Raw genomic sequence first — 26,039 nt, forward strand, 5'->3', positions numbered from 1 at the left:
GCTCTGATCTGCGATTCCTCTCCACGTGCGCCGCCGGCGTGCCTGTTCCACTCGCGCGGACGTGAAAGGGAAGTTGCGCTGCCGGCACCGGCCCCGCACTTTGGGGCCTTCGCACGGGAGTGAAGTCGCGCTATGCGGTGCCGCGCCTGATGGGGCGCCGTGGGAGGGAACCGGCGAAATGCGGTTGATCTTGAGGTTTCTGGGGTTCGTGTTCGCGCTCACCACCGTGGTGCTTCTCGCCGGAGCCGCGGGCGCGACCTATTTCGTGTGGAAATACTCCCAGGACCTCCCCGACTACTCCCAGCTGCAGAACTACGAGCCGCCGGTGATGACCCGCGTGCACGCCGCCGATGGCGCGCTGGTGGCCGAGTACGCCAAGCAGCGCCGGCTCTACATTCCCATCCAGTCCGTGCCCAAGCTGGTCATCGAGGCCTTCCTGTCGGCCGAGGACAAGAATTTCTACGAGCACGGCGGCATCGACCCCACCGGCATCTTCCGCGCCGCGGCTTTCTATTTCCAGAATTACGGCAAGAACGTCCGGCCCCAGGGCGCGTCCACCATCACCCAGCAGGTGGCCAAGAACTTCCTGCTCACCAACGAGGTGTCCCTCGACCGCAAGGTCAAGGAAGCGCTGCTCGCCCTGCGCATCGAGCGCACCTATTCCAAGGACCGGATCCTCGAGCTGTACCTCAACGAGATCTATCTCGGCATGGGCGCCTACGGCATCGCCGCCGCAGCGCTGGTGTATTTCGACAAGTCGGTGGACGAGCTGAACGTGCAGGAAGTGGCGTATCTCGCAGCCCTGCCGAAGGCCCCCTCCTCCTACAATCCGTTCCGCGACCGCTCCCGCGCCACCGATCGCCGCAACTGGGTGATCGACCGCATGGTGGAGAACGGTTTCGTCACCCCGCAGGAGGGCGAGGCGGCCAAGAAGTCGGGCCTGGACGTGACCCCGCGGGCCACCGGCGCGCAGATCTTCGCGGCGGAATATTACGCCGAGGAAGTGCGCCGGCAGATCTACGAGCGCTATGGCGAGCGCAAGCTCTACGAGGGCGGCCTCTCGGTGCGCACGCCGCTCGATCCCAAGCTCCAGGTGCTGGCCAAGAAGACCCTCACCGACGGCCTCGTGCGCTATGACGAAGAGCGCGGCTGGCGCAAGCCCGTCACCCATGTGGACCTCTCCGGCGGGGTCGACTGGGGCGTGAAGCTGGGCGAGGTCAAGGAACTGACCGACATTCCCTGGCGCCTCGCCATCGTGCTGGACGTGGGCAAGGATAATGCGCGCATCGGCCTGCAGCCGCCGCGCACCAAGTCCGGCGCCCGCTCCACCGACCGCGAGGTGGGCCTGATCCCCGTGGACGGCGCCAAATGGACCCGCCGCCCTCTGTCGCAGGTGCTGAAGCCCGGCGACGTGATCTATGTGGAGCCCTTGGGCGACCGCACCGGCCAGTGGCGCCTGCGCCAGCTGCCGGGCGTGGAAGGCGCCATGGTGGTCATGGAGCCCACCACCGGCCGCGTGCTCGCCATCTCCGGCGGCTTCTCCTACGACGAGAGCCAGTTCAACCGCGCCACCCAGGCCATGCGCCAGCCCGGTTCCTCGTTCAAGCCGTTCGTCTATTCGGCGGCGCTGGATAACGGCTACACCCCCTCCACCATCGTCATGGACGCCCCGTTCGAGCTGGAGCAGCAGGGCCAGGCCACGTGGCGGCCGGAAAACTATTCCGGCAAGTTCTATGGCCCGCAGACCCTGCGCTTCGGCCTGGAGCAGTCGCGCAACGTGATGACCGTGCGTCTCGCCAATGACGTGGGAATGCCCATCGTCGCCGAATACGCCAAGCGCTTCGGTATCTATGACGACATGCCGCCCTATCTCGCCATGGCGCTGGGATCGGGCGAGACCACCCTTCTGCGCATGACCGGCGCCTACGCCATGATCGCCAATGGCGGGCGCAAGGTGACGCCCTCGCTCATCGACCGCATCCAGGACCGCTACGGCCACACCATCTTCAAGCACGACGAGCGCGAATGCCGCGGCTGCGAGGCCGACAAGTGGGACAACCAGCCCGAGCCGAGCTTGGTGGACCGCCGCCCGGTGGTGCTCGACCCCATGACCGCCTACCAGATCACCTCCATGATGGAGGGCGTGGTCCAGCGCGGCACCGGCACCGCGCTGAAGGAGCTGGGCAAGCCCATCGCCGGCAAGACCGGCACCACCAACGAAGAGAAGGACGCCTGGTTCATCGGTTTCACGCCGGAAATCGTGGTGGGCGTCTATCTCGGCTACGACAAGCCCAAGCCCATGGGCAAGGGCTCCACCGGCGGCCTCATCTCGGCGCCCATCGTGCGCGACTTCATGAAGACCGCCATCGCCGACCGCCCGGCCATCCCGTTCCGGGTCCCGGCCGGCATCAAGCTGGTGCGCATCGACCGCAAGAGCGGCCAGCGCGCCGGCCCCGGCGACAGCTCCATCCTGGAGGCCTTCAAGCCCGGCACCGCCCCGCCCGACGGCTATAGCGTGGCCGGCTATTCCGGCACCGACGGCTCCTCGCCCGAGCCCAGCGCCCCCGTGCGCACCGGAGGCGGGCTCTACTGAGCCCGCGCCAGCCGCGGAGCCCCACCGGAGCCATCCCGCGTCCCGGCAGCTGGAGCTGCGTTAACGAAGACTTGCGGCTTTCTGTACAACACCTGCGGAATTGATAAGGTACCGTTGGATCAAGTCGATCCCGAAGGCAGCATCGCCGTCGTCGTCCGGCGGATTGCGGCTCTCGGATCGGTTTCCGGGGAAGGCGCCTTCGTCGTGCCCCGTGTCGTCCGCAAGGCGCCGTCCTGGCGCGGAGCCGCAGCCATGGGCAAGCCGATCGCTGTTCTTCCTCCGTTCGCCGCCAGCTGGGCTACGGATGCTGTGGTGTTTCTGGACGAAACCGGCACCATCACCTTTGTCAATGCGGCCGCGGAGCACCTGTGGGGCTTGTCTGCCGCCGCCATGGTCGGCCGCAACGCGCGCGTTGTCTTTCCGGCGGCGCTGCGCTTCGACCCGGCGCTGCGCTGGACCATGGAGGACATGGTCGGCGCCGACTGGCAGGTGGTGATCACCCGCCCGGACGGCTCCAGCGCCTTCGCCCTCGTCCGCCTGGCGCAGGTGTGGCACGCCGGCAAAGCCGGCTATGCGGCAGTGGTGCACGCCATGCCGGACCCCACGGGGGCAGCCAAGCACATCAGCATTCTCTCGCTCGTCGCCGAGAAAACCGATCGCGGCGTGGTCGTCACCGATGCGCGGCACCGGATCGTCTACACGAACCGCGCCTTCCAGGAGATGCTCGGCTACGTCGAGGGCGAGGCCGAAGGGCGCGTGCTGGAGGACCTCTTGGCCACCGGCAAAGGCGCCACCGACCTTGCCGCCCGCATCAGCAGCGGCATCCAGCGCCGGATGCCGTTCCCGGAAGACGTGCCGCTGCGCGGCGCCTCCGGCAACGAGGTGTGGGTCTCCGCCATCGTCACGCCGGTGCTGAACCAGGTCACCGGCGCGCTCGAGCACGTGGTCGCCGTGCTGGCGGACATCACCCACGCCCGCCTCATGGAGGACCTGCAGCGGCAGGTGCTGGCGGCGCTGGCCGCCGACGCGCCGGCTCGCGACATTCTCGAGCTGCTGTGCCGCAAGGTGGAGGAACTGGCCCCCGGTGTCCTCTGCTCGATCATGGGCGTCACCGCCGACGACCGGCTGACGGTGCTGGCCGCCCCCAATCTGCCAGCCGCATTCTCGGCCGCGGTGGAGGGCCTGGCCATCGGCCCCAAGTGCGGCAGCTGCGGCACCTCGGCGTTTCGCGGCGAGGCGGTGATGGTGGAGGACATCACCGCGAGCCCGCTGTGGGAGGATTTCAAGGACCTCGTGCTTCCCCACGGCATCAAGGGATGCTGGTCCATCCCGGCTAGGCTGCGCGGCGGCAAGGTAGCCGCGACCTTCGCCTTCTACTTCCCCGGCCCCCCCTTCGCCGCGCCCTGGCTCGAAAGCGTGGTCTCGGCCTGCGCCGACCTGTGCGCGCTGGTCCTCGAGCGCTCGGAAGCGCGCGACCGCATCGCCACCCTTGCCAGCATCGACGCGCTGACGGGCCTGCCCAATCGCCGCCGGCTGATCGAATCCCTGGGCGACCTCATCGCCGAGGCGGCCGAGCGCGACGAACCCCTCGCGGTGATGATGCTCGACGTCGACCACTTCAAGGACGTGAACGAGACCCTCGGCCATTCCACCGGCGACGAGCTTCTGGTGGAGATGGCCCGGCGCCTCCAGGCGCAGCTGCGCACCGGGGACACGGTGGGCCGCACCGGCGGCGACGAGTTCGTGGTGGTGGTGCACGACTGCGCTGCGGAGGAGGCCGCGCGCATCGCCCGCCGCCTCATCGACTACCTGAGCGCCCCCATCCCGGCGCAGAAGCTGCACCTCACCATGTCGGCGTCGGTGGGCATCGCCCTTTATCCCCAGCACGGCACTAGCGCCGAGACCTTGCTGCGGCACGCCGACACCGCCATGTACGAGGCCAAAAGCAAGGCCAGGGGCCGGTTCCAGTTCTTCACCGAGGATCTGAACAAGAGGGTGGAGGATCGCCTGGTGCTGTCCGTCGCCCTGCGCGAGGCGGTGCAGAATCAGGCACTGCGCCTCGTCTACCAGCCCCAGGTCACGCTGGCGAAGGTCACGCTATCGAACGACACGCCATCGAACGGTACGCTTGCGGGCGGCGCGCTGCACGGCGTGGAGGCGCTCGCCCGCTGGTCGGATCCGGTCCACGGCGAGGTTCCGGCGCCCCGCTTCATCGCGCTGGCGGAGGAATACGGCTTCATCGAGAGCATCGACCAGTGGGCGGTGGAGGAGGCCTGCCGGCAGATCGCGGTCTGGCGCGCGGAAGGGGTGGCGGTGCCGCACGTCTCGGTGAACCTCTCCCCCCTGAGCTTCCGCAGCGGCGAGATCGTGGGGATCATCGCCGATGCGTTGGAGCGGCATCGCCTGGCCCCGAGCGACCTTCGGGTCGAGATCACCGAGCGGGTGACCATGGACCAGAACCCGCATTCGTTCGCCACGGCGCGCGCCATCGACGCGCTGGGCGTGCGCATCGCCATGGACGATTTCGGCACCGGCTATTCCAGCCTCAGCGCCCTGTCGCGCCTGCCCATCGCCGAGCTGAAGATCGACCGCTCCTTCATGCTGAGCATCGAGCAAGACAAGAATGCCCTCGCCCTGGCCACGGCGGTGATCCTCATCGGCCAGAGCCTCGGCATGGCGGTGGTGGCGGAAGGCGTGGAGACGGCGGCGCAGGCCGACCTGCTGCGCACCCTCGGCTGCCATGCCGTCCAAGGCTATTTGTTCGCCCGGCCGCTGGAGGCGGACGCCGTCGCCGGCTGGCTTGCCGCCAACGCGCCCTCGCACACCCCGGAACGCGCGGAACCCTGAACGCGGGGAGCGAAGCGCCGCCTCTTCCGTTTACACCCGCGCGCGCCGCCGCTATTTTCCGCGGCCCCCTTCGGTCATGCACCGATCGGCCTCGCGTTGCGGCCGATCGGTGCATGACCTTCCCAGATATGGAGACGGAGTGCCGGTTCGGGTCGTCTCGGCCTGAACCCGTCCTGATCCAGCCGGAGTATGATGAGCCATGCGCGCGGAACTCGCCGCAAAGGTCGACGAGATCAGAGCTTCCCTGGACCTCTTGCGGTCCCACCTCGACGTGGACCGCTCGCGGCGGCGTCTGGCGGAGCTGAACGCCATCGTCGAGGACCCCAAGCTCTGGGACGACCCCGAGCGGGCGCAGAAGCTCATGCAAGAGCGTACCACGCTGGAGGACGGCCTCGGCGCCATCGACCGCGTACTGCGTGACCTCGACGACAATATCGAGCTGATCGAGCTGGGCGAGGCGGAGGGCGACGAAGGCGTCATCACCGAGGCCTCGGCGTCCCTCGACGGCCTGAAGGCGGAACTGGCCCGGCGCGAGCTGGAAGCCCTGCTCTCCGGCGAGGCCGATTCCAACGACAGTTACCTGGAGGTCCATGCGGGTGCCGGCGGCACCGACAGCCAGGACTGGGCCGAGATGCTGCTGCGCATGTACCGGCGCTGGTGCGAGCGGCACGGCTTCAAGGTGGAGCTGATGGACGAATCCCAGGGTGAGCAGGCCGGGCTGAAGTCCGCCACCATCCAGGTGAAGGGCCACAATGCCTACGGCTGGCTGAAGACGGAAGCCGGCGTGCACCGGCTGGTGCGCATCTCGCCGTTCGATTCCAACGCCCGGCGCCAGACCTCGTTCGCCTCGGTGGATGTCTATCCGGTGGTGGACGACCGCATCGTGGTGGACATCAAGGAAGCCGATGTGCGGGTGGACACCATGCGCTCCGGCGGCGCCGGCGGCCAGCACGTGAACAAGACGGAATCGGCGGTGCGCCTCACCCATATTCCCACCGGCATCGCGGTGGTGAGCGAGGGCGACCGCTCCCAGCACAAGAACCGCGCCACCGCCTGGAACATGCTGCGTGCCAAGCTCTACGACCTGGAGCTGAAGAAGCGCGAGGCGGAGGCGGCGGCCGAGCAGGCGGCCAAGACCGACATCGGCTGGGGCCACCAGATCCGCTCCTACGTGCTCCAGCCCTACCAGCTGGTGAAGGACCTGCGCACCGGCGTCACCTCCGGCACCCCGCAGGAGGTGCTGGACGGCGACCTCGACCCCTTCATGCAGGCGGCCCTGGCCCAGCGCGCCTATGGCGGCGGCCCCGACAGCGTGGAGGACGTGGACTGATCCGCGCCTGAGCCGGTCTTCCCATTGGCGGTATCCCCGCCGCCAATGCCTCCCCGGGGCGGCTGCAACCACCGCTGCCCCTGCCCTTCCGGCATCTCGGACCCCGCGAAAATTCCTTTGAGCTTTCCGCTGCTTGGGTCATCCTGATCGGCTCGTGGAGCCGGATCCGGTCCGAGTGGACATTCTGGCCGGTCAACCCGTCTCCCGGCGTTAAGGGAGCACGCGTGCTCTCGTGTCCCGAGCCGGCCGCTCCCGGCCTCGGGCAAGACGGAGCCGTCGCAGATGACGTATCCGAAGTCGCGTCGAACGCCGCCGTTCCCGGGGCCCCGCTCCGGCCGCGCCACGCCGCACGCCGCGTGGCACGCCCTGGGTCTGGCCCTGAGCCTGTGCGCCCTCGCGCTCCTGCCCAGCCTCGCTCGCGCCCACGAATGGTATCCAGCCTATTGCTGCTCGGGGCAGGATTGCTACGAGATCGGGCCGGAGGACGTGGAGTTCGTGGGCCAGGGCTATTTCATCAAGGCGACGGGCGAATATTACCCGCGCGACGCCGTGCCCGAGAGCCCGGACGGCAAGTTCCACCGCTGCTCGATCCAGGGCAAGCGCGAGGCGCGCACCCTGTGCCTGTTCGCGCCGACGCCGGCGTTCTGAAGCGCGATCCGATCGGATGAGCGAACCTGACCGGCGCCGGGCTTAGCGATCGAGCGTGGCCTCCAGGGCGGCCGTGGTGCCCGGGACATCGATGATCATCGGCTGGGGACCGATGGAAAAGCCGTCCGCCTCCGCGGCCTGCGGGCCACCGCACAGGCGCGCGGCGCTGGCCTTGGTGCCGGCGGGAAAGGCGATGCGCCCCTTGGTCGACGAAGCGGTGGTCCACGCAGCCAGCCGGACCGATCCCCCCTCACCCGGTGCCGACCCGAGCTGGACCACGAACATGTCCGGGAACGGGCGCTCCACCCGGAATCCCGAACTGCCCTTCACGAGGCGGATCACCTCCCGCACCGCGCAGGCCGCGGGCTTGGGCTGATAGTCGAAGCCGACGATACCGAAATTGTCGTCGAGGTCATTGGGGCGGGTGCCCTGGTCCTTCAGCTGGTAGACCCAGGAGCCCTTGATCCAGGGCGTCGCCGCCGCCCAGAACAGGAACTGGGCCAGATAGTCCGCCTGCTGCTGGGGCGCGATCACGCAGGGCGTGAGCGGCGCGGTGGGCCAGCCGACCTCCGACACATAGACGGGAACCGGCGGCGCGCCATTCGCCGTCAGCGCGCGCTGCAGTTCCTCGACCCGGTCGATGGCCTCGGTGGCAGTGCGCTTGGAGATGGTGGGGTGGCAATGGTTGCTGACGTGAATGGACAGCCCCTGAGCGCCGCGCATCACGCCGCCGTCGACAATGGCCCGTGTCCACAACCAGTCCTCGTCATAGCCCGACACACCCACGAGGACCGGCGCGGCGGGAACCACCTTGTTCAGCACCGGCAGCGTCGTCCTGACCAGATTCAGATAGTCACGGGCGGCGCGGGGATCGCCCTCCTGGCCGGCGCCGATGACCCACGGCGGATTGAACTGGCCGGACAGGTTCCACTCGTTCCAGATCTCGAACATGGGATCGAAGCGGGCGACAAAATCGGAGGCCTTGGCGGCGAAGTCTCCAAACGCCTTCAGGCCCTCCGCGGTCATGGGGGGCGTCGCCCCCTCGATGACGGGATTGTCGTGGCCGATGATCAACAGCGGCTTGACCCCGGCCAGGCCGAGGAAGCGATACAGCCGCCAGATCTGCGGCGGCGGGCTGGCGTTCGGGTGGACCCCGCTGCGCACGAACAGCGACCAGACCAGATCGTCGCGCACCGAAGTGAAGCCCATGTCGCGGACCAGGTCGGCGGCGCGGCGCGGATCATAATTGTAGGTGCCGCCGATGCCGAAATGAACGCCCACCCCGATAATCATGGGGTCGGGCCGGGGCGTCGCGGTCTGCGCCTCGAAGGTGAGCTGGCGGCGCTCGTTGGCGGCGCCGTGGGATGTCGCGCCAAGCAGCGCCAGGACGGCGGCCGCGCACGCGGCCCGCCACCCCCGGGCGCGATTGCGAATGCCTCCCAACGGGTCACCTGCCGTTAAGCCGACTACCGTGGCTCCGGTCGCACCCGTGGCCCCCCATCGCGATCGCATCCCCTCGCCCCCCACTTGCGCGTTACACGCCAGACGCGCCATTCATTCGGCGCTGCCATTCGCCGCCCACGTGCCGTCCGCAACCCAGTTACGGCACCATGACACCACATGTGCGGTGCGACCATACTACAGGCCGTCACCGAGCGTTAGAAGGATGTGCAGTGTTGAAACGCCGCCTCCCGGTGTCGAGGCATCAAAATGTCGCCGGGGCGCGGCTCGAGTGAGGATTTACGCGGGTCTGATGAGGTTTTCACAGTAAAGGGCGCGCATTCCCTCCGCCCATGTGACGGAAAATCAACAGCGACCCGCAAAAATTCAGAGGTTGTCTGAGGCAGCTTTTCGCGCATGGGCTGCGCGCGCAGGGAAGTCCTGAGCAAAAATTCATTATTTCGCATTTTGCGAAATATTGTCCACCTCATCGATACGGACGCCGACCGGAACGGGCCCAGCGTGGGATCGGCGTGGTCTCACTCATGAAGCGAGGCGCACTCGAACAGACCACCGAAAGCAGAACGCCCGGCCGAAGGGCCGGGCGTCGTGGGTCGTTCCGTAGGGGGTGCTTAAGCCGGGATCAGCTGCAGCCGGTGGTCCCGCCGCAGGTGTCGCACTTCAGGCAGGTGCCGTTGCGTACCATGGTGAAGTTCATGCACTCGGGGCAGGCCTCGCCCTCATAGCCCTTGGCACGCGCCTCGGCGCGGGCCTCGGCCTTGCGGGCGGTGGTGGACCACGGCAGCGACTTCTCCATCAGGCTTTCCACCGCCGCCTCGATCTCCTGCGCCTGCGGCGCCGGCTCGGGCAGCTCGGCCACGTCGGTCTTCAGCGCGGTGGCGCCGAAGGTCGGGGCGCGCAGCACCGTCACATTGTCGGTACCGGAGCGGGGCTCGGTCGCCACCGGCTGGGGCGCCAGCAGGTTCACGGTCTTGCCGCGCACCAGCCCCTTGGAGACGACGCGGTTGGCCGGGTTCGGCGCCTTGCCCTCGTCCGCGCCCTTGCCGAGGGCGTCGAAGCCGGTCTCGTGGGGATCCACGTGGCCGAGGTCGTTGCGGCCGAGATAGGACACCGCCAGCTCACGGAACACATAGTCCAGCATGGAGGTGGCGTACTTGATGGTGTCGTTGCCCTGCACCGGGCCCGCCGGCTCGAAGCGGGTGAAGGTGAAGGCGTCCACATACTCCTCCAGCGGCACGCCGTATTGCAGGCCGAGGGAGATGGCGATGGCGAAGTTGTTGAGGAGCGAGCGGAGCGCCGCGCCCTCCTTGTGCATGTCGATGAAGATCTCGCCGAGGCGGCCGTCATCATATTCGCCGGTGCGCAGATAGAGCTTGTGGCCGCCCACCAGCGCCTTCTGGGTGTAGCCCTTGCGGCGGTCGGGCATCTTCTCCCGCTCGCGCACCCGGTGCTCGACGATGCGCTCCACCACCCGTTCCACGATCTTCTCGGTGACGGTGGCAGTGCGCGCCGCGTTGGGCTGGGCCACGAGGGCCTCCACTGCGTCGTCCTCGTCCTCATCGTCCGCCACCAGTTGGGCGTTGAGGGGCTGGGAGAGCTTGGAGCCGTCGCGATAGAGCGCGTTGGCCTTCAGCGCCAGGCGCCAGGAGAGGAGGTAGGCCGCCTTGCAGTCCTCGACGCTGGCGTCGTTGGGCATGTTGATGGTCTTGGAGATGGCGCCCGTGATGAAGGGCTGCGCCGCCGCCATCATGCGGATGTGGCTCTCCACCGACAGGTAGCGCTTGCCGAGCCGGCCGCACGGGGAGGCGCAGTCGAACACCGGCAGGTGCTGGGCCTTCAGGAAGGGGGCGCCCTCCAGGGTCATGGCGCCGCAGACGTGGACGTTGGCCGCGTCGATGTCGAACTTGGAGAACCCGAGGAAGTTCAGGAGGTCGAACTTGGGGTCGGCGAGCTGCGCCGCCGGCACACCGAGGGCCTGGCTGAGGAATTCCTCGCCGAAGGTCCAGCGGTTGAAGGCGAACTTGATGTCGAACGCGGTTTTCACCGCGGCCTCGGCCTTGGCGATGGCCGCGTCGTCGAAGCCCTTGGTGCGCAAGGTGGAATGGTTGATGGCCGGAGCCTGCGCCAGCGAGCCGTGGCCCACCGCATAGGCCTCCATCTCGGCGATCTCGGCTTCCGAGTAGCCAAGGGTGCGCAGCGCCTCGGGCACCGCCCGGTTGATGATCTTGAAGTAGCCGCCGCCGGCCAGCTTCTTGAACTTCACCAGGGCGAAGTCGGGTTCGATGCCGGTGGTGTCGCAGTCCATCACCAGGCCGATGGTGCCGGTGGGGGCGATCACCGAGACCTGGGCGTTGCGATAGCCGTGCTGCTCGCCCAGCGCCAGAGCCTTGTCCCAGGCCGCGGTGGCATGGGCCACGAGGCGGGTGTCCGGGCAGGACACATGATCGAGGGGCACCGGGGCGATGGACAGGCCCTCATAGCCGTCCTTGAGGCCATGGGCGGCGCGGCGGTGGTTGCGGATCACCCGCAGCATGGACTGGGCATTGGCGCTATAGGCCGGGAACGGACCCAGCTCGGAGGCCATCTCGGCCGAGGTGGCATAGCTCACGCCGGTCATGATGGCCGACAGGGCGCCGCCGATGGCCCGGCCCTGGGGCGAGTCATAAGGGATGCCGCTCGACATGAGCAGGCCGCCGATATTGGCATAGCCCAGGCCCAGAGTGCGGTATTCATAGGACAATTCGGCGATGCGACGGGACGGGAACTGGGCCATCAGCACCGAGATTTCCAGCACCACGGTCCACAGCCGCACGGCGTGCTCATAGCTCTCCACGTCGAACCGCTTCTCGGCGTCGCGGAACTGCAGCAGGTTCAGCGAGGCGAGGTTGCAGGCGGTGTCGTCGAGGAACATGTATTCCGAGCACGGGTTGGACGCCCGGATCTCGCCGGCCGCCGGGCAGGTGTGCCAGTCGTTCACCGTGGTGTGGAACTGGATGCCGGGATCGGCGCAATGCCAGGCGGCGGCGCCGATCTTCTCCCACAGGTCGCGGGCCTTGACGGTCTTCGCCACCTTGCCGTCGGTGCGGCGGATCAGGTTCCAGTCCGCATCCGCCTCGACCGCGCGCAGGAAGTCGTCGGTGACGCGCACGGAGTTGTTGGAATTCTGGCCGGCCACCGTGATGTAGGCCTCGCCGTCCCAATCGGTGTCGTAGATGGAAACGTCGATGTCCTTGTAGCCCTGGCGGGCATACTGGATCACCCGGCGGATGGCGGCATCCGCCACGCCGGCCTTGCGGGCGGCCTTGATCTCGCGCTTCAGCGCCGGGTTCTTCTCCGGCTCGAAGCAGCTGTCGCCCTCGCCCTCGCAGTTCACGCAGGCCTTGAGCACGGCCTTCAGGTGCTTGGCGTTGAGCTTCGAGCCGGTGACGAGGGCAGCGACCTTCTGCTCCTCGATCACCTTCCAGTTCACATAGGCCTCGATGTCCGGATGGTCGGCATCCACCACCACCATCTTGGCGGCGCGGCGGGTGGTGCCGCCGGACTTGATGGCGCCCGCCGCGCGGTCCCCGATCTTGAGGAAGCTCATGAGGCCGGAGGAGCGGCCGCCACCGGACAGGCGCTCGCCCTCGCCGCGCAGGGACGAGAAATTGGAGCCGGTGCCGGAGCCGTACTTGAACAGGCGCGCCTCGCGGACCCACAGGTCCATGATGCCGCCCTCGTTCACCAGGTCGTCGCTGACGGACTGGATGAAGCAGGCATGCGGCTGGGGATGCTCATAGGCCGAGGTGGAGGCGAGAAGCTCGCCGCTCTCGTGGTCCACGTAGAAGTGGCCCTGGCCGGGCCCATCGATGCCGTAGGCCCAGAACAGCCCGGTGTTGAACCACTGCGGCGAATTGGGTGCGGCCATCTGCAGGGCGAGCATGTAGCGATGCTCGTCATAGAAGGCCTGGGCGTCGGCCTCGGTGTCGAAATAGCCGCCCTTCCAGCCCCAGTAGGTCCAAGTCCCGGCGAGGCGGTCGAACACCTGCTTGGCCGAGGTCTCGCCGATCAGCCGCTCCTTCTCGGGCAGCGCCGCGAGGGCCGCCTCGTCGGGCACCGAGCGCCACAGGAAGGAGGGAACGGTGTTCTCCTCAACGGTCTTGAGGCGCGCGGGCACGCCGGCCTTGCGGAAATACTTCTGCGCGAGGATGTCGCTCGCCACCTGCGAGAACTGGGCCGGGACCTCGATGCCTTCCTGGCGGAAGACCACCGATCCGTCCGGGTTGCGGATCTCGCTCACGGTCTCGCGGAACGGAATGTCCGCGTAAGGGGAACGGCCCTCGTGCGTGTAGCGGCGTTCAACGCGCATGACCGGTAGCTCCTTCGGCTCGGCCCCGTGCGGGCCGATCATTCTAAATGATGAATGTGGCAGTCGTGACGATACGTCTGGCACGGCGCAGGACGTCGCGCCGTGACGGTTCGCAGAACAGGGGTTCTGGGTGTGCGGCTGGCATCCACGACCGATACATGTGGGACGCCCATCGCTCAGAGCCCGAACGCTAGTGCGAGTCTGGCCCCTGGGTCAAACCAGATTTTGCCTTGATCTGGGGCCTCACACCCACCTCCATACTACATATGGTGGCGCCCACCAGGTTATCAAATCCCTAATGGGCCTTTACCCGGCTCGGTTTTCGCGTCTTCGTGACCGGCCACCCGACGCGGTGCGCGAAGTGGCGATCATCACCGTCATCCACAGGCTGGATACAGACGGGTGCGCGGCGGCTCGAACGCAACCAAAGTCCGTTCGGGCGACGGTGTCATGCGCATCGCACATGCCCACCATGCAGAATGCGGTATCCGCGTGCGTGGCAAAGCCGTGCGCAATAATCTATCAAGCGGCCTCTTCCCTCGCGCGCGGGACACTTACGCCTCCCCCGCATCGCGATAGATTATTGCCCAACCCTCCGGCGCCGTGGCGCCCGTGGAGACCGGGCACGGAGCGAGGCGATCCGGGACAGTTGGAACAGGTCATGTCATCCACCACCGTCGTCGCGTCCGCCGACGAACATCACGCCGTCAACCCGCGCTCCCGCGTCATCCTGGCGAGCCTCGTTGGCACTACCATCGAGTTCTACGACTTCTACGTCTATGCCACGGCCGCGGTGCTGGTGTTCCCGCACCTGTTCTTCCCGGCCAGCGATCCGACCACCGCCTTGCTCGCCTCGTTCGCGGTGTTCGGCGCGGCCATGGTGGCCCGGCCGCTGGGCGCCATCTTCTTCGGCCATCTCGGTGACAAGAAGGGCCGCAAGATCACGTTGGTGGGCGCCCTCCTGACCATGGGCATCGCCACCTTCCTCATCGGCCTCCTGCCGACCTACGCCACCGCCGGCTGGCTGGCCCCGGCGCTGCTGGTGGTGCTGCGCCTCGCGCAGGGCTTCGCGCTCGGCGGCGAATGGAGCGGTGCGGCGCTGGTGGCCACCGAAAACGCCCCTCCCGGCAAGCGTGCGGTCTACGGCACCTTCCCCCAGCTCGGCGCGCCCATCGGCTTCATCATCGCCAATGGCCTGTTCCTCATCATCGCGGCGCTGATGCCGTCCTCCGATCCCTCCCGGCCGTCCGACGCGTTCCTGTCGTGGGGCTGGCGCATCCCGTTCCTGTTCTCGGCGGTGATGGTGATCGTCGGCCTGTGGGTGCGCTTCAGCCTGGTGGAGAGCAAGGCCTTCGAGAACACGGTGAAGCGGGGCGGGATCCAGAAGGTGCCGCTGACGGCCGCCTTCAAGACCCACTGGCGCGAGCTGATCCTCGGCACCTTCTACATGCTCGCCACCTACGTGCTGTTCTACCTGATGACCACCTTCTCGCTGAGCTACGGCCGCGCCGCCACCACGGCCGCCCTGCCGGGCCTCGGCTACGACTACCGCACCTTCGTGCTGATGATGATCTGCGGCGTGGTGTTCTTCGGCATCTTCACCATGGTGTCCGGCCCCTGGGCCGACCGCTGGGGCCGCCGTCGCACCCTCATCGCCATCACCTCGGCCATCGCCGTGTTCGGCCTGCTGTGGGTGCCCATCCTGTCCGCCGGCTTCGTGGGCGTCATGGCGTGGCTCATCATCGGCTTCACGCTGATGGGCCTCACCTTCGGCCCCATGGGCGCGCTGCTGCCGGAGCTGTTCCCGGCCAACGTGCGCTATACCGGCTCGGGCATCTCCTACAACGTGTCGTCCATCCTCGGCGCAGCGGTGGCCCCGTTCATCGCGGTGGCGCTGTGGAGCTATGGCGGCGGCAGCCCGTTCTGGGTCGGCGTCTACCTGACCGTGATGGCGCTGTTCACCCTGGTGGCGCTGATTCTCGGCAAGGAAACCCGCGACATCAACATCCACCACTGAGGCGGGGGGGCTTGACGCCCCTCCTTGATCGATGTGGGGGCTTACGCCCCGACTTGATCCGTGTTGGGGGGCTTAACGCCCCGCCCTGAACCATGTTGGGGAGCTTACGCCCCCCTTGCATCCCCGGTCGATTGGGAGTGAACCTCTTGCGCCCCAAGGGCGTAGGAGGAGCGCCATGAAAGCCGCCCGGTTGCCCACCTCCCAATTGCCGACCTCCGAGCCCCGTGCTTCCGGGTCGCCCGCGTCACCCTCCCTGCTGTGGTTCCGCGACGACCTGCGGCTCTCCGACAACCCGGCGCTCGCCGCCCTGGCCGAAGCGCGCACGCCGCTCGCCGCGCTCTATGTGCTCGACGAGGACAGCCCAGGCGTGCGTCCCCTCGGCGGGGCGGCGCGCTGGTGGCTCGCCCAGTCGCTGCGGGCGCTGGCTGCCGACCTGAAGGACAGGGGGGTCCCCCTCATCCTGCGCCGGGGTCCGGCCAACCGGGTGGTGCCGGAGGTGGCGGCGCTGCTGGGCGCCGCAACCGTCGCCTTCAATGACCGCGCCGGCGCGGCGGAGATCCGGGTGGACCATGCGGTGGCCGCGCGGCTCCTGTCCGAAGACCGGCGCGTGCTCAGTTTCTGCGCCCATCTGCTGCACCCGCCCGGTAGCGTCGAAGGGGCGTCCGGTGGCATGCCGCGCACCTTCTCCTCGTTCCACCGCGCAGCGCTGAAGGCCCGGCGGCTCGACACCCCCCTGCCCGCGCCGAAGCATCTGGACGGTGTCGCCCATCCCCCGGAAGGCGAGACGCTGGAGAGCTTCGACCTTGAGCCCACCCATCCCGACTGGGCCGGCGGCCTGCGCTCCGCATGGACCGCCGGCGAAGCGGCCGCCCAGGCGCGTCTCGCCGCCTTCATGGACGCGGGGCTGGCCGGCTATGCGGAGGGCCGCGACCGGCCGGACCTCAACCACGTCTCCCGCCTGTCGCCCCACCTGCGCTTCGGAGAAATCTCGCCGCGCCAGATCCTGAGCGCCGTGCGCCACGCCGCTGAGGCCGGCGCGGTGCCGCTGGTGGATGCCGACAAGTTCGAGGCCGAGCTGTACTGGCGGGAATTCTCCTACCATCTCCTCGCCGAGATGCCGGACCTCGCCCGGAGCAACATCCAGCGCGGGTTCGACGCCTTCCCCTGGCGCGAATGTCCCGGCGAGCTGAAGGCCTGGCACAAGGGCCTGACCGGCTATCCGCTGGTGGACGCCGGCCTGCGCCAGCTCTGGCAGACCGGATGGATGCACAACCGGGTCCGCATGGTGGTGGCCTCCTTCCTCACCAAGCATCTGCTCATCGACTGGCGCTCCGGCGAGGACTGGTTCTGGGACACGCTTGTGGACGCGGACGGCGCCAACAACGCCGCCTCCTGGCAATGGGTGGCGGGATCGGGGCTCGATGCAGCGCCGTATTTCCGCATCTTCAATCCGGTGACCCAGGGCGAGAAATTCGACCCCGACGGCACCTATGTGCGCACCTTCGTGCCGGAGCTGGGCAAGCTGCCTGCGCCCCTCATCCACAAGCCGTGGACGGCGGACGCGCATACGCTGGCCCATGCCGGCATCCGCCTCGGCCACACCTATCCGCGCCCCCTGGTGGACCATGGTGCCGCGAGGGAGCGGGCCTTGCGGGCATTTGAATCCACACGAAAATGATGGGGCTTGTCATATTGATACGGCGAGATGCGTTGAGTAACGTGCCACCACATTCATTGAAGGCTTTGATCCGCACATGATCCGTAACGGCCTTGTGGACTCCATCGGCAACACCCCCCTCATCCGCCTGAAGCGTGCCTCCGAAGAGACCGGCTGCGAGATCCTCGGCAAGGCCGAGTTCCTCAATCCCGGCCAGTCGGTGAAGGACCGCGCGGCCCTCGGCATCATCAAGGACGCTGTGGCGCGCGGGGCACTGAAGCCCGGCGGCGTCATCGTGGAAGGCACCGCCGGCAATACCGGCATCGGCCTCGCGCTGGTGGCCGCTCCCCTCGGCTTCCGTACTGTCATCGTCATTCCCGAGACCCAGTCCCAGGAAAAGAAGGACATGCTGAAGCTCGCCGGCGCCATCCTGGTGGAGGTGCCGGCCGTGGCCTATGCCAACCCGAACAATTACGTGAAGGTCTCCGGCCGCCTCGCCGAGGCGCTCGCCAAGACCGAGCCCAACGGCGCCATCTGGGCCAACCAGTTCGACAATGTGGCCAACCGGCAGGCCCATATCGAAACCACCGGGCCCGAGATCTGGGAGCAGACCGGCGGCAAGCTGGACGGCTTCATCTGCGCGGTGGGCACCGGCGGCACGCTGGCCGGCATCGCCATCGCGCTGAAGGCGCGCAACCCCAACATCCGCATCGGCCTCGCCGATCCCATGGGCGCGGCGCTCTATTCCTACTACACCACCGGCGAACTGAAGGCCGAGGGCTCCTCCATCACCGAGGGCATCGGCCAGGGGCGCATCACCGCCAACCTCGTGGACGCGCCCATCGACACCGCCTTCCAGATCCCGGACGAGGAAGCCCTGCCCGTGGTGTTCGACCTGCTGCAGCACGAGGGCCTGTGCCTCGGCGGCTCGTCGGGGGTGAACGTGGCCGGCGCCATCCGCCTCGCGAAGGAGATGGGGCCGGGCCACACCATCGTGACCATCCTGTGCGACTACGGCACCCGCTACCAGTCCAAGCTCTTCAACCCCGAGTTCCTGCGCTCCAAGAACCTGCCGGTGCCGGAATGGCTGGAGCGCAAGGTCGAGGTGCCGAACGTCCTGGTCTGAGCCGTCAGGGCTCCCTTCGCGGCGCGCCTTGCGCCGGCCGCTTGACGCGCGTGCCCATCCGCTCAATGAGGGGCCGCGCGCCCTTGCCGGTGCCTGAACGGAGTCGAAAGAGACAGCCCATGAGCGAGACCGTCGACACGCCAGCGAGCCCCTTCGTCTCCACCGAATGGCTCGCGGCCAATCTGGGCGCGCCCGACCTTGTGGTGGTGGACGCCTCCTGGCACATGCCCAATTCCGGCCGCAGCGGCGCCAAGGAATATCTGGAGCGGCACATTCCCGACGCGGTGCATTTCGACATCGACACCATTGCCGACCACTCCACCCCCCTGCCCCACATGCTGCCCGACGCGCACGCCTTCGCCGTTGCCGTGGGCGCGCTGGGCATCGGCGACGGGCTGCGCATCGTGGTCTACGATTCGGTGGGCCTGTTCTCGGCGCCGCGGGTGTGGTGGACCTTCCGGGCCTTCGGCGCGCGTGACGTGAAGATTCTCGACGGCGGCCTGCCCAAATGGCTCGCCGAGGAGCGCCCGGTGGAAGACGGGCCGGTGCGCCGTCTGCCCGCCACCTTCAATCCGCGCTTCGACCATTCCCTCGTCGCCGATATCGAGCGCGTGGACCGGGCCCTGAAGAGCGGCAGCGCCCAGGTGCTCGACGCCCGCCAGGACACCCGCTTCCGCGGCGAAGCGCCCGAGCCGCGCGAGGGCCTGCCTTCCGGCCACATGCCCGGCAGCTTCAACCTGCCCCACGGCCGCCTCGTGAAGGACGGGCGGCTGGTGTCGCCGGAGGAGATCCGCATGGTGGTCGAAGCCTCCGGGCTCGACCTGTCCCGTCCAGTCATCACCTCGTGCGGATCCGGCGTATCGGCAGCCATCCTGTGGGTGGCGCTTGAGCTGATCGGCAAGACGCCGCTCGCCCTCTATGACGGCTCGTGGACCGAGTGGGGCGCCAGCGGCAAGGAGATCGCGGTCGGCTGACGGGCCGGTCTTCGCACCTCAAGACCATCACGCTCCTGCCGATCAGATCGCGATGCGATCTGATCGGACTGCGTCAGGCCACGCTGCTGGCGGCGGCCCGTTGCGCGGCCTTGCGCCGTTCCAGGCGCTTTTCCCACTCGATGGCATGACCGACGATGGTGGGCAGATGGTCGAGGGTCGGTTCCCAACCGAGTTCGGCGCGAACGCGGTCGGCCCTGGCCACCAGGCAAGCCGGATCTCCCGGCCGACGCGGCGAGAGCGTCACCGGAAAGTCGATGCCGGACACCTCCTTCACCACGTCCACCACCTCCTTCACGGAATAGCCGCGGCCGTAGCCGCAATTCACCTTCAGGCTCCCGCCGCCGGCCCGCAGGCGCTCCAGCGCCGCCACATGGGCCCGGGCGAGATCGGTGACGTGGATATAGTCGCGGATGCAGGTGCCATCCCGCGTGGGATAGTCGGTGCCGTAGATCTCAAGGCCCGGCCTTGCCCCCGCCGCCACCTGACTCGCGATCTTGATGAGGTGGGTGGCGACGCGGGACGACTGGCCCGAGCGCCCCAGCGGATCGGCGCCGGCCACGTTGAAATAGCGCAGCGCCGTGTAGACGAGGCCGTGGGCGCGGGCCGCGTCCTCCAGCATCCATTCGCTCGCCAGCTTGGAGCGGCCGTAGGGATTGATCGGGACGGTGGGCTCGTCCTCGCCGATGATGTCCACCACCGGCTCACCGTAGACCGAGGCGGAGGAGGAAAAAATCACCCGCGTCACCCCGGCCTCGATCGCGGTCTGGATCAGGGTGCGGGTCTTCACGATGTTGCCGAAATAATAGCCGAGCGGGTCCGCTACCGATTCCGCCACCAGGCTCCGGGCCGCGAAATGGATGATCTCGGTGATGCCGCGCTCTTCCAGCAGGCGCCGCATGAAAACAGCGTCGCCCACGTCACCCACCACCAGGTCGATCGCTTCCGGCACGGCCCAGTCGAAGCCGGTGGAGAGGTCGTCCAGCACGGTGACGCTTTCCCCGCGCCCGACCAGCTCGAGAACAGCATGGCTTCCGATATAGCCGGCACCGCCGGTCACAAGCACTGACATTAAGGTTGCCGCCCCAACATTCAAACAAGAGACACGCCGCCGCGTCCCGCTCCGCCACAGCCAGGCGGTGGACGAAATACCATTGCGATAACCACTCCGGTAGCCGCGCCCCTTCCAGCCACCGAAAGAAGAGAAAGTAAGGGGTCAGGACGGAGCGGAGCGGGTCCTTGTGAGCACCATGAGCGACCAGCCGCCCACGAGGCGCACGATGGCATCTGGCGCAAGCCCGAAGGCCACCTTGCGCGGGAACGCCGCGAGCCGCTTCTTCAGGGTCTTGCCGGCCTGGTCGATGGCCCAGGGCGTATAGAAATGGTCGATCACCTCAAGCCCGCATTCATCCAGCAGGGAGAGCGCCGTGGCCTTGGTGAAATAATGCAGGTGGCCGATATGGTTGCGCGCATCCTCGATAACCCACCCGCGCGCCACCGCCAGTGCGTTCATGTCGAGCGGGATATGCAGCACCTGGTGGGTTGAGATGCGACCCATGGACCGGGCGAAGGCGAACGGGTCCTCCACGTGCTCGATCACGTCGATGGCCATGCTCACGTCGTAGTGTCGTCCGCCGTCGAACGGGCTGCCCTGGGTGTAGGTGAGGTTGGGCGCCTGCCGCTGCTGGCATATGGCGAAGGCGTGGGGCGAGATTTCAAAGCCGTCCACCGTCGCATCCGGAAGATGGCGCGCCATGAGCTCGACGATGCCTCCTGCGCCGCAGCCGATCTCGCACAGGGACGCGGGCCGGATGGAATTGCGATCGAGGATATTGGAGATATGCGCGAACTTCCACGCGCTGTCGTCCTGGTGCCAATCGGAATTGGCGGAAATGTAGCGCTCGTCGAGATAACGGCTGAGATTTCCCGCTTCGTTCAGAGTCATGTACGGCTCTTTCCAACGGAGGCGCCAGCTTGGTCGTTGTCACTCTACCTGCAATTGCAGACCTAAGGGAAGCCCGAAAAGTTGGCGTTTGCTGATAGTTCCCGCACCTGCGAGAAGGCTCGAAAGTTCATATCGCACATGCTAACCTGGAGATGCAGCGCCACGTTGTCGGGCACGGACCAGCGGTGTGGCGCGCGGGGCATTATGTTACTATCATACCATAAGCACAAAGTCTTGGTCAAGCTGCGAGCTTCTGCGACTGGCCACCCGGACGGCGTGGCAATCGACCCGACCCGCCAGTGCCAGGCCCGGCGGACCGCAGAAACGGATGGCGGATGAAACCCACCTATCTCGTCAACGTGCAGATCCTGCGCTTCTTCGCGGCCGCTCTGGTGGTGTTCGCCCATGTGGGCGTGGAAGTCGGCAACGTCGCCGCACGCACCGGACGCTCGTTTGACGAGATCGGCCTCATCGACTGGGGCCTTGGCGTCGATATCTTCTTCGTCATCAGCGGCTTCATCATGTACTACATGATGCACGACCGCTTCGGCGCCTCCGGCGCCCCCGTGGACTTCCTGCGCCGGCGGCTCATCCGCATCGTGCCGCTCTACTGGATCTGCACCTCCCTGATGCTGGCCGCGCTGCTGGCGGCGCCGCAGCTCATCAACAACAACGGGCTCGACCTGAAGCACGTCGTCGCGTCCTACACCTTCATCCCTTGGCCGCGCGCCGATGGGGAGCTGTTTCCCATCCTGTCCCTGGGCTGGACGCTCAATTACGAGATGCTGTTCTACGCCCTGTTCGCGGTGGCGCTGCTGCTGCCCCGCCGGGCCGGGCTCACGGCGCTGGGCGCCATGTTCCTCTTTCTCATCCTCGCCGCGCTCCTCGCGCCGGACCGCCTCTTCCTGCTGAAATTCTGGGGCAATCCCATCATCGGCGAGTTCCTGCTGGGCACCTGCGTGGCCGCGCTCTTTATCAATGGCCGCCGCCTCTCCGGCACCGTCGCCCTGGCCCTGGTGGTGGCAGGTATCGCCCTCGCCCTGGCCTTCTTCCAGACCTCCGCCTACGAGCACGTCTGGCGCCTCGTCACCGGCGGCATTCCGGCGGCGCTCATCGTCGCCGCGGCCGTGCTCGGCCCGGCCCTGCGCGAGAACGGGCTGGCGCGGGCACTGGCGCTGGGGGGCGACGCCTCCTACGCGCTCTATCTGACCCACCCGTTCACCATCAAGCTGTTCGGCGTGGCGGGGGCCAAGGTGGGCCTGCCGCTGGTCGCCATCTACGCCATCGGCTTCGTGCTGACGGTGCTGGTGTCGGTGGCCGTCCACCTGTGGGCGGAAAAGCCCATCGGCCAGTGGCTGGTGCGCAAGACCGCAAGCCCCAAGCGCGCCGTCCGCGCCGCCTCCTGAGGCGGCGCGCGGCTGTCGGGGACAACCACCGGGCGGGATTTCCAGAAGCTCCGAGCTTGAGCTAGGCTCCCGGCGCAGCCTTCGCCACGAGGGTTGGGCCGAGGGGGTCTGGCCGAGGGGGGCTTGCTTGCGTCGCCGCCGCATCTGGATCATCGTGCTCTTGGCCGTGGCTGCGGTGCTGCTCGCGCGGCTGTTCGTGGTCGCTCGCGACCTGCCCGGAACCATCACGGCGGCGCATTTCGAGACCCTGCGGGCCGACCAGCCGCGCATGCGCGCCTTCCTGAACCGCATGCCCAAGGGCGGCGACCTGCACACCCATCTGTCGGGCGCGGTCTATGCGGAGCGCTTTCTCGCCTGGGCGGTGAGCGATGGCCAGTGCTTCCGCCGCGCCGACATGACCCTCCTGCCCCGGCCCGATGGCACCGCACCCGAGCAGCCGTGCGGGACGGACCCTGCCGTGGTGCCGCTGGCGGATGCCGTGTCCGGCCCGAAGGGGCAGACCACCTACGATCTCATCCTCAATGCCCTCTCCACCCGCTGGTTCCTGCCGACCCTTCCGGTGCCCTCCGGCCACGACCAGTTCTTCGCCACCTTCGGCAAGTTCAACGCCGCCACCGGCGGGGCCGACTGGGACCAGACCGCCCGCCGCATGGCGGAGATGGTGGTGGACCAACTGAAGCAATACGACGCCTCCAACGTCCAATACGTGGAATTCATGGTCACCTTCTTCGAGGGGGCCGAGCGCGAGCGGATGACGCAGGCCATCGGCGCGGTTGGCGAGCCGGCCGCCATGCTGGCGACGCTCAAGCGCAATGGCCTTGACGAGGTGGTGGCGACAAAGGCGCGGCAGGTGGCCGCCATCGTCGCCCACATCGAGGCCCTGCGCGACTGCGCGGGCGATGCCACCCGCCCCGGCTGTGGCGTCACCTTCCGCTTCATCGCGCAGGTGAACCGCAACAGCGCGCCGGCCTCGGTCTTCGCCCAGACCGCGCTGGCGGCTGGCCTGGTGCGGGCGGCACCCGGCATGGTGGTGGGGCTGAACTATGTGGGGCCGGAGGACTACCGGGTCTCCCTGCGCGATTACCGCACCCACATGAAATGGATCGGCTTCCTCACCGGCGCCGACGTGCCGGTGGCGCTGCATGCGGGCGAGCTGTGGCTCGGGCTGGTCCCGCCAGACGACCTCGACTTCCATATCCGCGAGGCGGTGGAAATTGCCGGCGCCCGGCGCATCGGCCACGGCACGGCGGTGGGTTTCGAGCGCAACATGGATGGCCTGCTCGCCGAGATGCGCCGGCGCGGGGTCACCATTGAGATCGCGCTCACCTCCAGCGACGTGATCCTCGGCGTGCGCGGCAGGGCGCACCCCATCGTCACCTATCTCAACGCCGGCGTGCCGGTGACGCTGGCCACCGACGACGCCGGCGTGTCACGCATCGACCTCACCAACGAGTATTTCCGCGCCGCACGCGACCATGGGCTGGGCTACGCCCGGTTGAAGGCCATCGCCCACACGGCCCTGACCCATTCCTTCCTGACCGAAGCGGAGAAGGACCGCGAGGGCGCCCGCCTCGACCGGGCGTTCGCCGATTTCGAACAGAGCGTGAGGGAGGAGCAGCCGGCCTCGGCCCAGCTTGTGGCGGTGCTACAGGCGCTGCTCCCCCTGCCCTTGCCCCGGTTGCGTTGAGCCCCATGGATCAGGTGCGGTAGCCTTCCTCGGCCAGCACCTGCCTCACCACCGGCCGCGCCCGCACCCGCTGGTAGTGGGCGAGCACGCGCGGCGGCATGGGAATGCCGGTCTTTTCCGCCCAGAACTCGTTATAGAACAACGCCGCGTCGGCAATGGAGAACGCCGGTCCAACCGCATAGCCCTCGGCCGGCAGGCGCTTCTCCAACACGGCGAAGGCCTGCTCCACGATCTCCCGGCCGTGGGAGGTCACGTCGTCCTTCAGTTGCTGTCCGGGCTTCGCTCCGCCCGACGATATGTAGCGTTCGGACGTGAAGATGCGGGTGAAGCCCTCGCCATGCAGCTGGATTAGCGCGAATTCCAGCAGGTCCACCGCTTGCGCCGCCAGCGCGGGATCGTCCGGCAGGAGCTTGGCGCGCGGGTAGGTCTGCGCCAGCCACAGTGCGATGGACTTGAAATCGGTGAGGGCGGTGCCGTCATCGAGCACGAGGCTGGGGATCGTGCCCCTCGGATTGATCTTGAGATACTCCGGCCGCAGGTGGTCACCCGCCGGAATGTTGATGACCCAGACCTCGAACGGCAATTCCAGCGTTTCGAGCAGGATGTGGATGCCGGTCGAACACGAACCCGGCGTCATGTAGAATTTCAGTGCCATGGCGCGCGCCAAGCAAGAACGCCGCCATGACCGAATCCCGACACTGTTCCGCGCTGAACGACGCGGCCGCCGGCCCCCGTGGCGGCAGCGACGGACCTTTGGCCGTTGATTTTGGTCAAGGCTCATCAGCCGGCTAAGTCGGAGACTGAAAACCAGAAGTTGCGTTTTGCGCAATGGCTTGTCCTGCGCTGCCGCATCACCTTGGGGGGAGACAAAAGATATGGCGAGCAAGGAAAAACCCACCCTCCAAGCCATCGACGACGAGAGCGCGCCCGCCCGGATGCCGGCCGCCGTCGAAGCCAGCCTCGCCGAGGAACGGCGCGAGGCGGCGCAGGAAGCGGAACTGTCGGCCGTGGCGGCCATCGCCTTGGAGAACCCTGCGGACGGCGCACTGAACTCCGGCATCGAGGCGATCATCGCGGGTGCCGCGCCCGACGATGCGGTGCGCCTGCGCAAATCCCTGGGCCTGCCGAAGCCGGACGGCCACACCCGGGTGACCAGCGACGAACTGGCCGACGACTGGCGCCTGGGCGGCTACCCGTTCAAGTACAAGATGCTGCGGCGCGACTACGAGCGCGAGAAGTTCATCCTGCAGACCGAGCTTCTCAAACTCCAGTCCTGGGTCAAGGACGCCCAGCAGCGCGTCATCATCCTGTTCGAGGGGCGCGATGCCGCCGGCAAGGGCGGTGCCATCAAGCGCTTCATGGAGCATCTCAACCCCCGCGGCGCACGGGTGGTCGCTTTGGAAAAGCCGAGCGATGTGGAGCGCGGCCAGTGGTATTTCCAGCGCTATGTGGAGCACCTGCCCACGCGGGGCGAGATCGTGCTGTTCGACCGCAGCTGGTACAACCGCGCCGGCGTCGAACGCGTCATGGGCTTCTGCTCGGACGAGGAATACCGCGAATTCCTGCGCCAGGCGCCGGAGTTCGAGCGCAACCTGGTGCGCAGCGGCATCCACCTGATCAAGTTCTGGTTCTCCGTGAGCCGCGATGAGCAGCGACGCCGCTTCAAGGAGCGCAAGGTCCACCCGCTCAAGCAATGGAAGCTGTCCCCGGTGGACCTCGCCTCCCTCGACAAGTGGGAGGACTACACCCGCGCCAAAGAAGCCATGTTCTTCCACACCGACACGGCGGATTCGCCCTGGACGGTCATCAAGTCCGACGACAAGAAGCGCGCGCGCCTGAACGCCATGCGCTACGTGCTGCATTCCCTGCCCTACAAGGACAAGGCCCCGGCGCGGATCGGCATGGTCGACAATCTGCTGGTGGGCCGCGCCAACACCATCCACGAGCGCGGCGAATTCACCTTCACCTCGTCCCGCTGACTT

The 26,039-nt window shown here is 67.6% G+C and carries 16 protein-coding genes; 11 read left to right on the forward strand and 5 right to left on the reverse strand.

Annotated elements, in window-relative coordinates; translation table 11 throughout:
- Positions 1–178 precede the first annotated feature (178 nt).
- The 4 genes from V5F66_RS06660 (at position 179) to V5F66_RS06675 (ending at position 7,418) form a co-directional block, all read left to right on the forward strand.
- Positions 179–2,593: a penicillin-binding protein 1A gene (locus V5F66_RS06660; protein WP_012116639.1), complete on the forward strand. Its 2,415-nt coding sequence runs from the start codon at positions 179–181 to the stop codon at positions 2,591–2,593.
- 252 nt (positions 2,594–2,845) lie between these two features.
- Positions 2,846–5,440, forward strand: a complete 2,595-nt coding sequence (locus tag V5F66_RS06665; protein WP_394093502.1) for an EAL domain-containing protein — start codon at positions 2,846–2,848, stop codon at positions 5,438–5,440.
- 199 nt (positions 5,441–5,639) lie between these two features.
- Entirely contained in the window at positions 5,640–6,770 is a 1,131-nt protein-coding gene (prfB, locus tag V5F66_RS06670) for a peptide chain release factor 2 (RefSeq protein ID WP_049776065.1), read from the forward strand.
- Between the two features lie 282 nt (positions 6,771–7,052).
- Positions 7,053–7,418: a hypothetical protein gene (locus V5F66_RS06675; protein WP_394053750.1), complete on the forward strand. Its 366-nt coding sequence runs from the start codon at positions 7,053–7,055 to the stop codon at positions 7,416–7,418.
- Positions 7,419–7,460: 42 nt separating this feature from the next.
- On the opposite strand, the gene V5F66_RS06680 is transcribed toward V5F66_RS06675, so the two are convergent.
- Both V5F66_RS06680 and V5F66_RS06685 read right to left on the reverse strand, forming a co-directional pair.
- Complete coding sequence (locus tag V5F66_RS06680) at positions 7,461–8,861, reverse strand: glycoside hydrolase 5 family protein (protein WP_394005395.1); 1,401 nt, start codon at positions 8,859–8,861, stop codon at positions 7,461–7,463.
- A gap of 640 nt (positions 8,862–9,501) precedes the next feature.
- Entirely contained in the window at positions 9,502–13,227 is a 3,726-nt protein-coding gene (locus V5F66_RS06685) for a vitamin B12-dependent ribonucleotide reductase (RefSeq protein ID WP_394053751.1), read from the reverse strand.
- Between the two features lie 661 nt (positions 13,228–13,888).
- Here V5F66_RS06685 and V5F66_RS06690 point away from each other — a divergent pair.
- The 4 genes from V5F66_RS06690 (at position 13,889) to sseA (ending at position 19,001) form a co-directional block, all read left to right on the forward strand.
- Positions 13,889–15,244 carry an MFS transporter gene (locus V5F66_RS06690; RefSeq protein ID WP_041576143.1) on the forward strand — a complete coding sequence of 452 codons (1,356 nt, stop codon included), beginning with the start codon at positions 13,889–13,891 and terminating at the stop codon, positions 15,242–15,244.
- A 175-nt stretch (positions 15,245–15,419) separates the two neighbouring features.
- Entirely contained in the window at positions 15,420–16,922 is a 1,503-nt protein-coding gene (locus tag V5F66_RS06695; RefSeq protein WP_394093503.1) for a cryptochrome/photolyase family protein, read from the forward strand.
- Positions 16,923–16,998: 76 nt separating this feature from the next.
- Entirely contained in the window at positions 16,999–18,027 is a 1,029-nt protein-coding gene (locus V5F66_RS06700) for a cysteine synthase A (RefSeq protein ID WP_394000526.1), read from the forward strand.
- Positions 18,028–18,146: 119 nt separating this feature from the next.
- A complete protein-coding gene (sseA, locus tag V5F66_RS06705; protein ID WP_394093504.1) occupies positions 18,147–19,001 on the forward strand; it encodes a 3-mercaptopyruvate sulfurtransferase in 855 nt (284 codons plus the stop codon).
- A gap of 73 nt (positions 19,002–19,074) precedes the next feature.
- Here sseA and galE read toward each other — a convergent pair whose 3' ends face one another.
- Together galE and V5F66_RS06715 are read right to left on the reverse strand one after the other, a co-directional pair.
- On the reverse strand, positions 19,075–20,091 hold the full coding sequence (galE, locus tag V5F66_RS06710; RefSeq protein ID WP_394053754.1) for a UDP-glucose 4-epimerase GalE: 1,017 nt from the start codon (positions 20,089–20,091) through the stop codon (positions 19,075–19,077).
- A 144-nt stretch (positions 20,092–20,235) separates the two neighbouring features.
- Complete coding sequence (locus V5F66_RS06715) at positions 20,236–20,964, reverse strand: class I SAM-dependent methyltransferase (protein ID WP_394053755.1); 729 nt, start codon at positions 20,962–20,964, stop codon at positions 20,236–20,238.
- A gap of 335 nt (positions 20,965–21,299) precedes the next feature.
- Between V5F66_RS06715 and V5F66_RS06720 the strand changes: the two genes are divergently transcribed.
- Positions 21,300–22,370, forward strand: coding sequence for an acyltransferase family protein (locus tag V5F66_RS06720; protein WP_394000518.1), 1,071 nt, complete (start codon positions 21,300–21,302; stop codon positions 22,368–22,370).
- A 127-nt stretch (positions 22,371–22,497) separates the two neighbouring features.
- On the forward strand, positions 22,498–24,057 hold the full coding sequence (locus V5F66_RS06725) for an adenosine deaminase family protein (RefSeq protein ID WP_394000516.1): 1,560 nt from the start codon (positions 22,498–22,500) through the stop codon (positions 24,055–24,057).
- A gap of 10 nt (positions 24,058–24,067) precedes the next feature.
- Here the strand turns inward: V5F66_RS06725 and V5F66_RS06730 are convergent, their stop codons facing one another.
- Positions 24,068–24,712: a glutathione S-transferase family protein gene (locus tag V5F66_RS06730; protein WP_012116653.1), complete on the reverse strand. Its 645-nt coding sequence runs from the start codon at positions 24,710–24,712 to the stop codon at positions 24,068–24,070.
- Positions 24,713–24,932: 220 nt separating this feature from the next.
- On the opposite strand from V5F66_RS06730, the gene ppk2 reads away from it, so the two are divergent.
- On the forward strand, positions 24,933–26,036 hold the full coding sequence (gene ppk2 / locus V5F66_RS06735) for a polyphosphate kinase 2 (protein WP_394093505.1): 1,104 nt from the start codon (positions 24,933–24,935) through the stop codon (positions 26,034–26,036).
- Positions 26,037–26,039: the final 3 nt, after the last annotated feature.

The organism is Xanthobacter versatilis, from assembly GCF_043193975.1.
In the GTDB taxonomy this organism is placed as follows: domain Bacteria; phylum Pseudomonadota; class Alphaproteobacteria; order Rhizobiales; family Xanthobacteraceae; genus Xanthobacter; species Xanthobacter autotrophicus_E.